A 13,093-nucleotide genomic window follows, 5' to 3' on the forward strand; every position below is an offset into this window, starting at 1 on the left:
TTAAGCGGGGCGGTGCCATAAATATCCCGCCGTGGAATCCGAAATTACGGCGGCTCTCGCTTCGCGTCTCGGACGTTACAAGGCGCTGACAGAGGTCGGCGTGGGTCGACGTCCGGCCGTCGCACTCGCCCTCCGACGCGCCGGGCGGGACGTGACGGTCACGGACGTGCGCGCCGTCGACGTCCCGCCGAACCTCCGCTTCGTCGAGGACGACGTGGTGGCCGCGAGCGAACGCGCCGACCCGGGCGATGCCTACCGCGTCGACGCCGTCTACGCGCTGAACCTCCCCGAAGAACTCCACCGTCCCGCCCGCGACGTGGCCGCCGCCGTCGGCGCTGACTTCCTCTTCACGACGCTCGGGTTCGACTCCCCGACGGTCCCCTGCGAGACGGAGACGCTGGCCGGCGGAGCGGAGACGCTGTACGTCGTCGAGGAGACGGGCGAGTCGGACGGTCCGGACGAGCGTCGCGGCCCTCGGAGCCGTCGCTCCGAAGGACAACGCTAACGGTGCCGTGCCGCCGTCTCCCGGTATGCACGCAGACGCAGTCGTCCTCGACGTGGACGGCGTCCTCGTCGACGTGGCCGACTCCTACCGGCGCGCCGTCCTAGAGTCCGTCGCGCGCCTGTACGACCGAACCGTCGACCGCTCGGCGATTCAGCGCTTCAAGGACGCCGGCGGCTTCAACAACGACTGGGAACTGACGTACGCCGCCGCGCTGTACGTCCTCGCGGACGACCGCGAACCGCTCGACATCGCCGAGTTCACCGACCGCATCCACGAACGCGGCGGCGGCCTCTCGGCGGCCGAAGCCGTCGCCGAAGCCCACCTCGAACCTCAGAACCACGACGCCGTTCGCGAGGCGTGGGACCCCGAGGGTCTCCGCGCCGTCTTCCAGGCGCTCTACCTCGGCGCCGACCTGTTCCGGGAACTGGAGGGCGGGGACCCGCCGTTCGAGGCGCCGGGCTACATCCACGACGAACCCGTCTTAGTGACCGGAGAGACGCTGGATTACCTCACCTCCCGCCACCGCGTCGGCGTCCTCACGGGTCGCCCCGCCGCCGAGGCGGACATCGCCCTCTCGCGGGCGCACCTCGCCGTCCCCGAGGACCACCGGTTCACGATGGACGACTGGGAGGAGGGGAAACCCCACCCCCGCGCGCTCACGACGCTCGCGGAGCGTCTGAACGCCGACTCCGTCGCCTTCGTCGGCGACACCCTCGACGACGTGCGGACGGCCGTCAACGCGGCCGACGCGGACCCCTCCCGAACCTATCGGGGAATCGGCGTCCTCACCGGCGGTCTGACGGGCGAGGCGGGCCGCGAGAAGTTCGAGTCGGTCGGTGCGTCTGCCGTCCTCGACTCGGTGAACGACCTGCCCGAACTCCTGTCGGACGACAGATAGGTTTAGGTCGGCGGCGCTCCCCCTCCGCGCCGTGGACGCCCTCCGAATCGAACGGCTGGTCTGGTCCGCCGCTCTCGGCCTCCGCGCGACGCTCGATTCTGTCGGTGTCGGCAAACCCCTCGGGAACCTCGTCCTCGCGTGCGGACTCGTCGTCGCCAATCGAGTGACGAAACGGACGTTCCTCGGCCGCCGGAACGCCGGCGGTCGCCCTCCGTGAACGACTCCCCCGAAGCCCGTCGGCCGAGGAACACGCTTAGGTCGCCGGCACGCCGAGTTCCGAACATGGATGCCATCCGAATCGAACGAGTCGTCTGGTCCGTCCTGTTCGGCGCGTTCGTCGGCACCACGGTCGCCCTCCTCTTCGCGCCGGACCCCACCGGCCTCGTCGCGTTCGCCCTCGCGGCCGTCGTCTTCGCCGTCGCGGGCGCCCTCGCGTTCCGCGTGTTCGAGTTCGCCGAGTCGCCGACGGCCGAGGCGGGCGATATGAGCGTCCGGTTCGCGGCGTTCCTCCTCGTCGCGTCCGCGCTCCAGTTCGGCCTCGCCGCCGTCGGCGTCGACGGACTGGTCGGTCGGATCGCCGGATTCGCTGGAGGATGGTTGGCGGCCGACTACGCGTCGACGCGTCTGAACCCCCGTCGGTGGGGTAGCGGAGGTGTCTCCCAGTGAGAGACACCCTCCGACACCTCTCGCGGTTCCTCGTCGTGATGATACTCGTCGACTTCCTGGGTCTCGGCCTCTGGGTCATCCTGCCGGCGTCGGCTGGGTTCAGACAGTACGTCCTGCTCGGGACGCTCGTCGTCGCGCCCCTCGTCGCCTTTCTTCTCACCTACGGGTCGGAGTTCGAGGGCGCGTGACCGTCCGCGGACGCGGCGGCGACCGCGGCAGGTGCTCCCGGTCACGCAACGCTTTACCACCCGCCGTCCGCACGCGGTAGCATGCGAATCGCACTCCTCGGTGGGACCGGCGAAATCGGCGAGGGACTCGCCCTGCGCTGGGCCTACCACACCAACCACGACGTCGTCATCGGGTCGCGTGACCCCGAGAAAGCCCGCGAGAAAGCCGACGAGTACGAGACCGAACTCGCGAGTCGCGGCCGCGAGGTGAAGGTCAACGGCTTTACCAACGAGATGGCGGCCGACCGCGCCCGCGTCGTCGTCCTCGCGGTGCCGCCGTACCACGTCGCCGACACCATCGACGCCGTCGCCGACGGACTCGACGACGACGACATCCTCGTCACGCCCGCCGCCGGCATCAAGCGCGAGGACGACGGTTTCCACTATCACCCGCCGAAGGCCGGCAGCGTCACGCAGTTGGTCGACGACGCCGCCCCCGAGAACGTCCCCGTGGTCGGCGCGTTCCACAACCTCGCGGCGGGTCGCCTCGCGGACCTCGACGCCGAGTTGGACATCGACACGCTCCTGGTCGCCGACGACTACGACGCCAAGGACATCGTGGCGCGACTCGCGGAGGACATCGACGGCCTCCGCGCCCTCGACGCCGGCGGCGTCGCCAACGCCGCGGAGGTGGAGTCGGTGACGCCGCTTCTCATCAACGTCGCGCAGAACAACGAGGGGATGCACGACCTGGGCGTGCAGTTCCGCTGAGCCCCCTCCCGCGCCCGATTCTCACGACAGTTCCGAGCGCGGCGCCGTCGCCGCCTCGCCGTACAGCGTCCGAGCGACGAGCATCCCGACGACGACGACGAGGGCGACGCAGCCGAGATACTCGACGCGGAAGCCGACGAACTCGACCAACGGGACGGCCACGAGGGGACCGAGCGTCGACCCCGCGTCGCCGAAGACGTTGTAGACGCCGCCGAGTTTCCCCACGTCGTCCGAGGGGCTCAGGTCGCCGAGGTAGGCCAACAGCGGCGGGTTCGACCCGCCGACGCCGACTCCGATGAGGCCGACGCCCGCGAGCGTCGAGGGGAGCGTCGGCACGAGGGCCAACAGCGCGTAGCCGGCCGCGAGGACGCCGAGCGCGGGGAGCGTCAGCGCCGCGCGGTTCGACAGCCGGTCGGAGTACCGGCCGACGAGGAGCGTCGTGATGCTGGAGGCGACGACGCCGACGGCCATCACGACGCCGCTGACGCCGGTTTCGGAGAGCACGCCGATGGTGATGTCGTTCGCCTGCGCGTACAGCACGGCCGTCGAGAGGAGGACGCCGGCGAACAGGAAGCGCACGGTGAAGTTGACCGCGCCGACGGTGAAGATGCGCACGTCCGAGCGCACGAGTCGCGGGACGTCGCGCAGCGAACTCGACGCGCCGACGTCGGTGTGCACGTCCGGCAGGACGGAGATGGCGACGAGGGCGGCGAACAGGCCCGCACAACCGGCGACGACGAACGCGGCCTCGTAGCCGAACGCGTCGGTGACGAGGCCGCCGACGACGAGTCCGGCGGGGAATCCGAGGCTCTGCCCGCCGCGCATGTACCCGACCCACTTCCCGCGGTTGCCCGCCGTCGTGACGTGCGTGATGGTGCTGAACGCGCCAACGAACACGAACGCCGACCCGACGCCCCAGCAGGCGCGCGCGAGCAGGAAGACGGTGGCGCTGTCGAGGGGAATCGGTCCGGGGTCGAGTCCGAGAACGTAGCCGAACGGCGACAGCCCCTGGACGAGAAAGCCGGCTATCATCGGTCGTCGCGTCCCCATCGTGTCCAGCACCTGCCCGGCGGGCGTGTTCATCACCAGCCTGGTGAACCGGTTCGTCGAGAGGATGAGTCCGACCATGAAAGGGGAGATGCCGATGAGGGGGCCGAGCGTGGGGAGCGTCGGGAAGGCGACGCCGGCGCCGACGCCGCCGAAGAAGACGCCGGCGATGAGGCTCCCGGCGACGAACTCGACGGACGGGTCGTCGCCGCCGAACAGACGGCTCACGCGGTGGAACCCCCGTCGGCGCGCCTCGCTCGGGGAGAGAGGACGGATGCGGATTGCGGGACGCTCATTCGGATGGATACGCTATCGTGAGCGCACGCTCTTTGCGCTTTGCAAACGGACGTTTCCGGCCGGGAGTCACGGCGGCTCCCGTCCCGCTCAGAACCGATCGCGCAGTTCCGTTCGTAAGTCCTCCAGCGAGGCGCCCTTCATCGACAGCAGGACGAGGAGGTGATAGACGAGGTCCGCGCTCTCGGCCAGCAGTTCCTCTCGGTCGTCGTCCTTGGCCGCCAGAATCGCCTCGGTCGCCTCCTCGCCTATCTTCTCTAAGACGTAGTTCTCGCCCTTCTCGTGGGTGAAAAGCGCCGTCGTGTAGGAGTCCTCGGGCAACTCCGCCTTCCGCGATTCGATGGTCGAGAACAGTTCGTCGAGCACCTCGTCGGCGGGCGTGTCGGCGTCCATGTTAGCAGGTGCGCGGAGACGCGGAAAAACACGTCCGGTTCCGGTCGCGGGTGACGGTCGGAGGCTTCCGAGCGCTTCGGCGCGTCCGACTCAGTCGGCGGCGTCGGCTTCCACGCGGTCGAAGAACGCCAGGTCGTGCAGTCGGCTGTCGGTGGTCAACTCGGGGTGAAAGGAGGTGCCGACGACGGGGCCCTGCCGGACGGCGACGGGCGTCCCCTCCCACTCGGCCAGCACCTCGACGCCCTCGCCCACCTCGTCGATGAGGGGGGCGCGGATGAACACCGCCGGGAACGGTTCGTCCATCCCGGCGACGTCGAGGGGGGCCTCGAAACTGTCCACCTGCCGGCCGAACGCGTTGCGGTCGACGGTGACGTCGAGCAGATCCAGCGTCTCCACACGCTCGTCCTTCGCGTCCACGGACGCCACGATGAGACCGGCGCACGTCGCCAGCACGGGTTTTCCGGCGGCGGCGTGCGCGCGTATCTCCTCGTCGATTCCCTCCCGTCGGAGGAGACGCGAGATGGCCGTCGACTCGCCGCCGGGGACCAACAGCACGTCGCAGTCGGGGACGTGTCCCGACTGGCGAATCTCGACTACCTCGACTTCCTCGCCGTGGGCGGCTGCGGCGCGGCGGATGGCCTCGGCGTGTTCGGACACGTCGCCCTGGACGGCGACGACGCCTGCGTGTAGCATACGTACCCGTCGGTGGGCCGGGGTGAAAAACCGAGCGTTCGGAGGGCCCTTCGCGGCCTCAGAAGGCGACGGAGTTCAGGACGATGACGAGGACGCCGAAGAGGAGGCCGAAGGCGACGACGGTCTTGGGGTCGATGCGGATGGCGTTGCGGTCCTCCGCGTCGAAGTACCGAACGAGACCCGCACTAGACATCAAGCCGCCGCTGTTCTGTCCGCTGCTCATGTCACCTTCTGTGAGTGCCCCCGGCCTAAACGTTTCGACTCCGAGAGAACGGGGCGGGGTTGAGAAACCCTTATGCGCGGGGACAGATTATCACTCGGAGAACACCATGACCGTTCGACTCAAGGATTTCTACGCCGATTGGTGCGGCCCGTGTAAGACACAGGACCCCATCCTGGAGGAGCTAGAGGCCGACTACGCGGACGTCGAGTTCGAGAAGGTCGACGTGGACGACGAGCAGGACGTGGCCAACGAGTACCAGGTGCGCTCGCTCCCGACGCTCATCGTCGAGAACGACGACGGCATCGTGGACCGCTTCGTCGGCGTCACTCAGCGCGAAGACATCGAGTCGGCGCTGCAGAAGGCGGGCGCCTGAACGACGACACGGTTCTCTCGTCGACTTTCGTCGGCTTTCCTCGTCCGCCAGCGACGGCGTCGCGTCCCCCGTCTCGCAAGCGTTATACGGTCGGCTGGGGAAGCACCCTGTATGCCCAGCAACGAATCCGCGACGAAGCGAACGCTCGAAAAGCAGATCTGCATGCGCTGCAACGCGCGCAACCCGCAGCGAGCGACGAGTTGTCGCAAGTGCGGTTACAAGAACCTCCGTCCGAAGTCGAAGGAACGCCGCGCGGCGTAATCGGGCTGTTTCGCCTCTTCTCTCACTCCTCGGGATACTTCGGTTCGCGACGCTCCGCGCGCGTCAGCGCCCGCCGTATCACCTCGCGCACCGAGTCGCCCTCCAGTTCGGCGCGGAACACGTCGCCGTGGCCCGCGTACAGTTCCTCGACCGACTCGGGCGTCCGTTCGAGGAGCGCGTGGAGGCTCTGGACGAGTCGCTCGCGCGACTGGCCGGACATGTCCGTGCGGCCGAAGCTACCGTCGTCGAACGCGCCGTCGTTGTACACCACCACGTCGCCGCTGAACAGGCGCGTTCCGCTCACGAAAGAGACATGGTCGGAGGCGTGCCCCGGCGTGTACACCACCTCGAACGTCTCCTCGCCCATCGCCACCTCGTCGCCGTCTTCGAGGGCGCCGTCGCGACGCGGGTGCTCCGCGTAGGCGTACAGGTCGGCGTCGAACCGGTCCAACACGGCGTCGAGTTCGGCGACGTGGTCGGTGTGCTGATGCGTGAGGACGACGGCGTCCAACTCCTCGGTGCGTTCTGCGATGACGTCCTCGACGCCGGGCATCGCGCCGGCGTCGACGAGGACGTTCCGGTCGCCGAGCACGAGGTACGCGTTACAGGTGAACTGCTCGGCGCCTTCGGTGACCGTGAATGTCTCCATACCGTCCGGTGCATCCCCGCGACGGAAAAAGTCCCCCGAGTCGGCAAGCGTCGGGCGACCGAACTCCACGAATCGGGCAAAATCGTATATTTCCTACGTTCAGACACCGAACAAAATTCGGATTAGCGTATCACTTTTCTGTGAGAACCTGTTATGTAAGGGCGTATGGGATTTGGGAGCTACGACGAATCGGAACAAGAGAGTCAGGACTACGACCAAGATCTCGACGAGAACGACGGCGTCACGACCTCGGAGAGCGACCACAAGGGCGAGGTGAACTTCGAGAACGGCGCGTCGAACGACGAACTGCTGGACCGTCTCAAAGAGATCAAGGACGACTGACGATCACCACCGACGACTCGTCGTGACGCCGACACTGAGGTCGGGAACGCGGGCGCTCGGAGTCGCGGAGTCGTACGCGGGCCGACGACCTAACGCGGGTCGGGGCGCCGACGCGAGCGGGTCACCCGACGCGGAGAGCGTGCTGTGCGGCGCAGTCGTCCGCGCGGACCGCGTCGTCGACGGCGCCGGGTTCGGGACCTGCACCGTCGGCGGTGCGGACGCGACGGACGCGATACGCGGACTTTTCGCGGACCTCGGTCGCGAAGACGTACGTCTGCTGTTCGTCGCGGGTATCGCTCCCGCCTGGTTCAACCTCGTCCGCCTCGGCCGCCTCGCCGACGCCGCCGAGCGACCCGTCCTCTCGGTCTCCTTCGAGTCGAGTTCGGGACTGGAGTCTGCGCTCCGCGAGCAGTTCTCCGGCGACGAACTCGACGCCCGTCTCGACGTCTACGAGTCGCTGCCGCCGCGACGGCCCGTGCGCGTCGGCGACGACACCGTGTTCGTCCGCGCCGTCGGCCTCGACGACGACGAGGCGGCGCGCGCCGTCCGCGCGTACACCCCCGAGGGGAGCGGTCGCCCCGAACCCCTCCGCGTGGCGCGCCTCCTCGCCCGGTCCGGCCGGCGGTGGCGCGAGGGCGAGGGGCGGTGAGGCGCGTCGACCGGACCGCCGCCGCTAAGTCGGACCGGCCCGCCTCTCCGCTATGAGCGACGACGCGATGGACGGCCTCTGCGTCCGCGAGTGCCAGCGCTGTCCCGCCCTCGTCGAGTCCCGCAGTCGAATCGTCAACGGCGTCGGCCCCGACGACGCGAACCTCCTCTTTCTCGGCGAGGGACCCGGCGCCAACGAGGACGAGCAAGGCGAACCGTTCGTCGGCCGGTCGGGGAGCGTCCTCGACGACGCCCTCCGCGAGGTGGGTCTGGCCCGCGCGGACGTGCGCATCACGAACTGCGTTCGCTGCCGCCCGCCGGAGAATCGCGACCCGACGAAAGAGGAACTGGGGAACTGCCGCGGCTACCTCGAACGCGAACTCGAACTCGTCGCCCCGGACCTCGTCGTCACCCTCGGGAAGGTGCCCTCCGAGCACCTGCTCGACCGCTCGGTGGCCGTGACGAAGGAGGCGGGCGACGTGGTGGACGTGCGCCTCGGCGACCGCTCTCAGCGCACCCTGGTCTGCGTCCACCCGGCGGCGACGCTGTACGACGGGAGCCAAAAGGAGACGTTCTTCGACGCCGTCGCGAAGGCGGCCGACCTCTCGGGCCTCGCGGACGGCGGCGACGGGCAGTCGAGCCTCGGCGATTTCTGAAGCGCCCCCGCCCGTGCTCTTCTCCGCGTCGCTCCCCGCGACGTTCGGTCCTCCGCTACTGCGCGCGGCGGTGTTCGCGCAGGTGCGCTACCGCGTCGAACCCCGTCTTCAGCGTCACCATCAGGACGACGAGCACCGCTGCGCCGCCGAGACTGGCGACGAGCGTCGCTCCGATAACGACGGTGAGGTGGAGGACGAACACCCGTCGGTACGGTTCGGTCATCCGCTCCACGGCGGAGGCGTCCCGGAACTCTCCCCGCCCGAGGTAGTTCCAGAGAAAGGATCCGCCGTGGCTGACGAGCATCGTGAGTCCCGCGAGGGCGATGCCGGAGACGTCCAAGCCGCCGACGGACGCGCCCGCGAACGCCGGGAGGCCGAACAGGACGAACACGCCGTGGACGACCCAGAAGATGCCGTAGTGCGCGCAAAAGAACAGCGCCGGGAAGGCGTTCTCCGGGTGGACGGTCGGTCCGGCGTCCGGGTCGACGGCCTTCGGGCCGGACACGTCCATCGGCCGTCCGTTCAGCGTGAACGTCGCGCTCCCGTCGTACGGCCCGCTCGCGAGCAGGATTTTGGGGACGTTCAACAGGCCGACGACGCCGCTCTCCACCCAGTAGACGGCGAGCACGTCGAACACATTCCAGCCGAGGGCGAGGACGCCGACGAGGGGGACGAGATTGGCGGCGAGAAGCGCACCGAGAGCCAGCGGCGACGGCGGCGTCGGGGTCGATGACGGTACTCGATGGCGGGTCGAGACGACTCACGGGCGGCGTACGCGTCCGAGCGAGAAGAAACGGCGGGTGTCCACGGGCGGGGCGGAGGCTCTGATTTCGTGACCCCCTGCGTTCCGAAACTACCGTCGAATGGGCGTCGAGCGCGGCCGAATCCACCCCGAGGGAAAGTCACTTAGCCGCGCTCCTCCCAGTTCCGGTATGAGCACGACGACGACCGAGACGCGCGAGACGGTGGCTTCGGTGGTCATGGTCGACTACGGCCTCGGCAACCTCCGGAGCGCCCGGCGCGGCCTCGAACGCGCTGGCGCGGACGTGACCGTCTCCGACGACCCCGAGACGTTCGCCGACGCCGACGGTATCGTCCTCCCGGGTGTCGGCGCGTTCTCCGAGGGGATGGAGAACGCCGGTCCGTTCCGCGAGGCCCTCGCCGAGGCGGCCGACCGCGGCCAGCCGATATTCGGCATCTGCCTCGGGATGCAGATGCTCCTGACAACCTCGGAGGAGGCCGCCCACGCCGGTGAGGGTGACGTCGAGGGTCTCGACCTGATTCCCGGTCGCAACGTCCGCTTCGACCAGGGACAGAAGGTGCCGCACATGGGCTGGAACGAACTGAACGTGGAGCGAGAGCACCCCCTCGTCGAGGGGGTAGACGGACAGTACGCGTACTTCGTCCACTCCTACTACGCCGTCCCCGACGACGGGGACGCCGTCGTCGCCTCGACGGACTACGGCGTCGAGTTCCCCGCCATCGTCGCCAACGAGGCGGGCAACGTGTTCGGCACGCAGTTCCACCCCGAGAAGTCCGGCGAGACCGGACTCCGAATCCTCCGGAACTTCGTCGAATTCTGCGCGGAGCAGTAGGAGTTCACCGAACTCTCAGGAGAGCGTCACGTCGTCTATCGTCCGCGCGACCTCTGTCTCCCAGACGACGCTGATTCCGACGGCGACGATGCCCACGTCTTCGGCGTCGACCTCGTACTCGTATCGGCTCCACCCCGCGCGGTCCTCTATCGCTCGTTCGGTGTCGAACTCCTCCTCGCGCAACCACCCGCGTTCGGGTCGCGGGCCGGCGTAGACGGCGAGTTTGGTGATGGTGTTGAACGACTCCTCCGGCGAGTGCACGGACACCGAGAGCGTGCTCACCTCGTCGAAGCGGGCGGCCTGCTGAGCCCAGATGACGCCGTCGTCCTGCAGGCCGTTGATGAAGAACTGGAGGGCGGCGTCGCCGGAGGCGACGGGGTCGTCGACGACCCGCGCGGCCGACTCCACCGGGAGGCCCGTGTTCGGATCCGTCGGCAGGTGACGGCCGATCAGCCACCCCCGAAGCCCCGACTCGAATCCCGGGTTCACGACCTGTCCGCTCGGGTCCGTCGTTCCGTCGTCGACGGGCGCGTTGCACCCGGCGAGTGCGGCGAGACTCGCGCCGCAGGCGGCGAGATACCGTCTTCGGTTCACGGCTCTCTCCACACGCGCGGGGGTGATATACTCCCCGCCAACGGGTGAAATACCGCTCACGAGGGAGCGACCGGCACGAGCGGACCCGAGAGCCTTTTACAGAGGGATGGAGAACGTCGGTCCATGCAGGCAGTCACGCTGGGTCCGGCCGGGACGTACTCGCACCGCGCGGCGCGCGCCGTCGCCGACGACGTCGCGTTCCGCGAGTCGGTGTCCGCCATCGTCGACGCCGTCAACACCGGCGAGTACGAACGCGGCGTCGTCCCCATCGAAAACAGCATCGAAGGCAGCGTCACCGAGACGCTGGACGCCATCGCTTCCTCGAACATCTCCGTCACCCGCGAGATAGTGACGCCCATCCGGCACGCCCTCCTCGCGCAGTCCGAGGAGTTCTCCGTCGTCGCCTCCCACTCGCAGGCCCTCGCGCAGTGTCGGACCTACCTGGAGACGAACTACCCCGAGGTGAAACTGGAAGCCGTCGCCAGCACGGCCCGCGGCGTCGAACGCGCCCGCGAGGACTCCTCCATCGCGGGTATCGGGCACCCCGACAACGCCGGCGAGGGACTGTCGGTCATCGCCGAGGACATCCAAGACCAGTCCTCGAACGCGACGCGCTTTTTCGTCATCGCCCCCGAATCCGCCCGGTCCGACGCGGGCGGGAAGTCCACCGTCGTCGTCTACCCGAACGCGAACTACCCCGGTCTGCTTCTCGAACTGCTCGAGGCGTTCGCCGAGCGGAACATCAACCTCTCGCGCATCGAGTCCCGACCCAGCGGCAACCGCCTCGGCGACTACCTGTTCCACGTCGACTTCGAGGCCGGACTGTACGAAGAACGCGCCCAGGACGCGCTCGACGCCGTCGAGGAGATAGCCTCGCGTGGGTGGGTCAAACGCCTCGGCTCGTACGACTCCCAACACGTCCTGTACTGAGCGACGGCGACCGGCCGTCCGTCGTACCCGTCCCGCACCCGCATCTGCGAAAACCTTGATGCCGGGACGGGCCGAACTCCCGCACGGCCATGGCGCGTCAGAACCCCTTCGACGAGATAGAACAGTTCTTCAAGCGGATGGGACGCGAGTTCGAGGAGTCCGGTCTCGCCTCGCTCCGAGACGTCTCGGTGGACGTCTCCGAGACGGACGACACCGTCGTCGTCACCGCCGACTTGCCCGGCTACGAGAAGAATGACATCGACATCTCCGCGTCCGGGCGCGAACTGACCATCAGCGCCGAGCGAAGCGCCGAGGGCGAGGAGTCGGGCGACCGGTACATCCGCCGCGAGCGCACCCGCAGCAGCGTCAAGCGCTCGCTGACGCTCCCCGAGGAAGTCGTCGAGGAGGAGGCGTCAGCCACGTACAACAACGGCGTCCTCACCGTCACGCTCCCGAAGGAGTCGGCGGACGAGGATGACGAGTCGACGGATATCGACGTCATCTGAACGGGCGACGGACGACCGCAGAAACGTCACCCTTAAACGGAATATTCACTCGAATCGGGCCTTCTACCGTGCGAACTGTCGTCCCACGTTCCGCGGTATTTATCTCCTCGAACGGCGTTATAGCGCTCGGTGAATTACCAATGATGAGACGTTCTAACCCCTTCGAAAACATGGAATCGATGTTCGACCGAATGTCCCGACAGTTCGACGAGATGAGCCGTCAGTTCGACGACTCCTCCCGGACCGGTTCCTCCGCTCAGGGCATGGAAGTCGACGTCCGCGACGGCGAGGAGGAGTTCGTCGTCGTGGCCGACCTGCCCGGGTTCGAGAAGGAGGATATCGACCTCTCTATCACCGAACGCGCCCTGACCATCTCCGCCTCCCGCGAGACGGAGACCGAGACCGACTCCGACGCCGACGGCGGCGAGTACCTCCGCCGCGAACGGCGCCACGAGTCGATGCGCCGCACCTTCCGCCTCCCCGGCGACGTGACGGCCGAGGACGCCGCCGCCTCCTACAAGAACGGCGTTCTCACCGTCACCCTCCCCAAGGTGACGATAGACCGCGAGGAGTCCCGCCACATCGACATCGAGTGAGCGACCGACCCGGTTCGGCTCGCACCTCCCGGACGCGTATCGACGCCCGCGAGGCCGCCGTGCCTCGGCGCTTCACTTCTCGTCTCGTTCGGCCGTTCGACCCGCCTACCCGTCGCACTCGGCGGACGCCTCTGATTCAATTTCGCGTCCTCTCCCGCCTCCTTCCGTCCGCGCTGTTTCCTTTCTTTTCCCGTCTTCCGTTCGTTTTCCTCCGCGCCCTCCGTTTCCACCGCATCCTCCGCTTCCGCCGCGAACGGACGCGCCCGTAGTAGCGTCCGCAGGTCTC

Annotated in this window: 22 protein-coding genes; 15 read left to right on the forward strand and 7 right to left on the reverse strand. The window is 68.3% G+C overall.

Translation table 11 applies throughout. The features are described 5' to 3' along the window. The first annotated feature begins 31 nt into the window (after positions 1-31). The 6 genes from C474_RS11900 (at position 32) to npdG (ending at position 3,007) form a co-directional block, all read left to right on the forward strand. Positions 32-505: a UPF0146 family protein gene (locus C474_RS11900; RefSeq protein ID WP_008387096.1), complete on the forward strand. Its 474-nt coding sequence runs from the start codon at positions 32-34 to the stop codon at positions 503-505. Positions 506-530: 25 nt separating this feature from the next. Continuing rightward, on the forward strand, positions 531-1,403 hold the full coding sequence (locus C474_RS11905; protein ID WP_008387097.1) for a TIGR01548 family HAD-type hydrolase: 873 nt from the start codon (positions 531-533) through the stop codon (positions 1,401-1,403). Positions 1,404-1,434: 31 nt separating this feature from the next. Further along, positions 1,435-1,620: a hypothetical protein gene (locus C474_RS11910; protein ID WP_008387099.1), complete on the forward strand. Its 186-nt coding sequence runs from the start codon at positions 1,435-1,437 to the stop codon at positions 1,618-1,620. 65 nt (positions 1,621-1,685) lie between these two features. After that, complete coding sequence (locus C474_RS11915; RefSeq protein ID WP_008387105.1) at positions 1,686-2,069, forward strand: hypothetical protein; 384 nt, start codon at positions 1,686-1,688, stop codon at positions 2,067-2,069. Continuing rightward, the gene (locus C474_RS11920; protein ID WP_008387107.1) at positions 2,066-2,257 is read left to right on the forward strand and encodes a DUF7534 family protein; all 192 of its coding nucleotides are present in this window, start codon (positions 2,066-2,068) and stop codon (positions 2,255-2,257) included. The genes C474_RS11915 and C474_RS11920 overlap by 4 nt, the downstream gene beginning before the upstream one ends. A gap of 81 nt (positions 2,258-2,338) precedes the next feature. Next, positions 2,339-3,007: an NADPH-dependent F420 reductase gene (npdG, locus tag C474_RS11925; protein ID WP_008387109.1), complete on the forward strand. Its 669-nt coding sequence runs from the start codon at positions 2,339-2,341 to the stop codon at positions 3,005-3,007. Between the two features lie 21 nt (positions 3,008-3,028). Here npdG and C474_RS11930 read toward each other — a convergent pair whose 3' ends face one another. From C474_RS11930 to C474_RS11945, 4 genes are all read right to left on the reverse strand, one after another. Then, positions 3,029-4,282 carry an MFS transporter gene (locus C474_RS11930; protein ID WP_008387110.1) on the reverse strand — a complete coding sequence of 418 codons (1,254 nt, stop codon included), beginning with the start codon at positions 4,280-4,282 and terminating at the stop codon, positions 3,029-3,031. Between the two features lie 156 nt (positions 4,283-4,438). Continuing rightward, positions 4,439-4,741 (reverse strand): phosphoribosyl-ATP diphosphatase, encoded by a 303-nt coding sequence (gene hisE, locus C474_RS11935; protein WP_008387112.1) that lies wholly within the window; start codon positions 4,739-4,741, stop codon positions 4,439-4,441. A 90-nt stretch (positions 4,742-4,831) separates the two neighbouring features. Then, positions 4,832-5,434 carry a pyridoxal 5'-phosphate synthase glutaminase subunit PdxT gene (gene pdxT / locus C474_RS11940; RefSeq protein ID WP_008387114.1) on the reverse strand — a complete coding sequence of 201 codons (603 nt, stop codon included), beginning with the start codon at positions 5,432-5,434 and terminating at the stop codon, positions 4,832-4,834. Between the two features lie 58 nt (positions 5,435-5,492). Continuing rightward, positions 5,493-5,657, reverse strand: a complete 165-nt coding sequence (locus tag C474_RS11945) for a preprotein translocase subunit Sec61beta (RefSeq protein WP_008387115.1) — start codon at positions 5,655-5,657, stop codon at positions 5,493-5,495. A gap of 106 nt (positions 5,658-5,763) precedes the next feature. Here C474_RS11945 and C474_RS11950 point away from each other — a divergent pair, with 106 nt between their 5' ends. Together C474_RS11950 and C474_RS11955 are read left to right on the forward strand one after the other, a co-directional pair. Further along, positions 5,764-6,030 (forward strand): thioredoxin domain-containing protein, encoded by a 267-nt coding sequence (locus C474_RS11950; protein ID WP_008387116.1) that lies wholly within the window; start codon positions 5,764-5,766, stop codon positions 6,028-6,030. A gap of 111 nt (positions 6,031-6,141) precedes the next feature. After that, on the forward strand, positions 6,142-6,291 hold the full coding sequence (locus C474_RS11955; protein WP_008387117.1) for a 50S ribosomal protein L40e: 150 nt from the start codon (positions 6,142-6,144) through the stop codon (positions 6,289-6,291). 22 nt (positions 6,292-6,313) lie between these two features. Here the strand turns inward: C474_RS11955 and C474_RS11960 are convergent, their stop codons facing one another. Then, positions 6,314-6,940 carry an MBL fold metallo-hydrolase gene (locus C474_RS11960; protein ID WP_008387118.1) on the reverse strand — a complete coding sequence of 209 codons (627 nt, stop codon included), beginning with the start codon at positions 6,938-6,940 and terminating at the stop codon, positions 6,314-6,316. Between the two features lie 165 nt (positions 6,941-7,105). On the opposite strand from C474_RS11960, the gene C474_RS11965 reads away from it, so the two are divergent. From C474_RS11965 to C474_RS11975, 3 genes are read left to right on the forward strand one after another with little or no spacing between them, the layout of a single operon-like run. Beyond that, complete coding sequence (locus C474_RS11965; RefSeq protein WP_008387119.1) at positions 7,106-7,282, forward strand: DUF5786 family protein; 177 nt, start codon at positions 7,106-7,108, stop codon at positions 7,280-7,282. 34 nt (positions 7,283-7,316) lie between these two features. After that, positions 7,317-7,931, forward strand: coding sequence for an endonuclease dU (locus C474_RS11970; RefSeq protein WP_049916956.1), 615 nt, complete (start codon positions 7,317-7,319; stop codon positions 7,929-7,931). Between the two features lie 52 nt (positions 7,932-7,983). Then, positions 7,984-8,586: a uracil-DNA glycosylase gene (locus C474_RS11975; protein WP_008387121.1), complete on the forward strand. Its 603-nt coding sequence runs from the start codon at positions 7,984-7,986 to the stop codon at positions 8,584-8,586. Between the two features lie 55 nt (positions 8,587-8,641). Here C474_RS11975 and C474_RS11980 read toward each other — a convergent pair whose 3' ends face one another. Continuing rightward, entirely contained in the window at positions 8,642-9,292 is a 651-nt protein-coding gene (locus tag C474_RS11980) for a DUF6498-containing protein (RefSeq protein ID WP_049916936.1), read from the reverse strand. A 226-nt stretch (positions 9,293-9,518) separates the two neighbouring features. Here C474_RS11980 and hisH point away from each other — a divergent pair, with 226 nt between their 5' ends. Continuing rightward, positions 9,519-10,181: an imidazole glycerol phosphate synthase subunit HisH gene (hisH, locus tag C474_RS11985; RefSeq protein WP_008387123.1), complete on the forward strand. Its 663-nt coding sequence runs from the start codon at positions 9,519-9,521 to the stop codon at positions 10,179-10,181. Positions 10,182-10,196: 15 nt separating this feature from the next. Here hisH and C474_RS11990 read toward each other — a convergent pair whose 3' ends face one another. Beyond that, positions 10,197-10,775: a hypothetical protein gene (locus tag C474_RS11990; protein ID WP_049916937.1), complete on the reverse strand. Its 579-nt coding sequence runs from the start codon at positions 10,773-10,775 to the stop codon at positions 10,197-10,199. Between the two features lie 123 nt (positions 10,776-10,898). On the opposite strand from C474_RS11990, the gene pheA reads away from it, so the two are divergent. From pheA to C474_RS12005, 3 genes are all read left to right on the forward strand, one after another. After that, entirely contained in the window at positions 10,899-11,705 is an 807-nt protein-coding gene (gene pheA, locus C474_RS11995) for a prephenate dehydratase (RefSeq protein ID WP_008387125.1), read from the forward strand. A gap of 89 nt (positions 11,706-11,794) precedes the next feature. Next, positions 11,795-12,211, forward strand: a complete 417-nt coding sequence (gene hsp14, locus C474_RS12000) for an archaeal heat shock protein Hsp14 (RefSeq protein ID WP_008387127.1) — start codon at positions 11,795-11,797, stop codon at positions 12,209-12,211. 140 nt (positions 12,212-12,351) lie between these two features. Continuing rightward, a complete protein-coding gene (locus C474_RS12005) occupies positions 12,352-12,807 on the forward strand; it encodes an Hsp20/alpha crystallin family protein (protein WP_049916938.1) in 456 nt (151 codons plus the stop codon). Positions 12,808-13,093 lie beyond the last annotated feature (286 nt).

This window comes from Halogeometricum pallidum JCM 14848, from assembly GCF_000337095.1.
GTDB classification, from domain to species: domain Archaea; phylum Halobacteriota; class Halobacteria; order Halobacteriales; family Haloferacaceae; genus Halogeometricum; species Halogeometricum pallidum.

Excerpts from the sequence above, each read along its gene's own strand:
- hisE (WP_008387112.1), bottom strand. The coding sequence starts at position 4,741 with ATGGACGCCGACACGCCCGCCGACGAGGTGCTCGACGAACTGTTCTCG.
- hisH (WP_008387123.1), top strand. The coding sequence starts at position 9,519 with ATGAGCACGACGACGACCGAGACGCGCGAGACGGTGGCTTCGGTGGTC.
- C474_RS11905 (WP_008387097.1), top strand. The coding sequence starts at position 531 with ATGCACGCAGACGCAGTCGTCCTCGACGTGGACGGCGTCCTCGTCGAC.
- C474_RS12005 (WP_049916938.1), top strand. The coding sequence starts at position 12,352 with ATGATGAGACGTTCTAACCCCTTCGAAAACATGGAATCGATGTTCGAC.
- hsp14 (WP_008387127.1), top strand. The coding sequence starts at position 11,795 with ATGGCGCGTCAGAACCCCTTCGACGAGATAGAACAGTTCTTCAAGCGG.
- C474_RS11915 (WP_008387105.1), top strand. The coding sequence starts at position 1,686 with ATGGATGCCATCCGAATCGAACGAGTCGTCTGGTCCGTCCTGTTCGGC.
- C474_RS11960 (WP_008387118.1), bottom strand. The coding sequence starts at position 6,940 with ATGGAGACATTCACGGTCACCGAAGGCGCCGAGCAGTTCACCTGTAAC.
- npdG (WP_008387109.1), top strand. The coding sequence starts at position 2,339 with ATGCGAATCGCACTCCTCGGTGGGACCGGCGAAATCGGCGAGGGACTC.
- C474_RS11965 (WP_008387119.1), top strand. The coding sequence starts at position 7,106 with ATGGGATTTGGGAGCTACGACGAATCGGAACAAGAGAGTCAGGACTAC.
- C474_RS11950 (WP_008387116.1), top strand. The coding sequence starts at position 5,764 with ATGACCGTTCGACTCAAGGATTTCTACGCCGATTGGTGCGGCCCGTGT.
- C474_RS11975 (WP_008387121.1), top strand. The coding sequence starts at position 7,984 with ATGAGCGACGACGCGATGGACGGCCTCTGCGTCCGCGAGTGCCAGCGC.
- pheA (WP_008387125.1), top strand. The coding sequence starts at position 10,899 with ATGCAGGCAGTCACGCTGGGTCCGGCCGGGACGTACTCGCACCGCGCG.
- C474_RS11955 (WP_008387117.1), top strand. The coding sequence starts at position 6,142 with ATGCCCAGCAACGAATCCGCGACGAAGCGAACGCTCGAAAAGCAGATC.
- pdxT (WP_008387114.1), bottom strand. The coding sequence starts at position 5,434 with ATGCTACACGCAGGCGTCGTCGCCGTCCAGGGCGACGTGTCCGAACAC.
- C474_RS11945 (WP_008387115.1), bottom strand. The coding sequence starts at position 5,657 with ATGAGCAGCGGACAGAACAGCGGCGGCTTGATGTCTAGTGCGGGTCTC.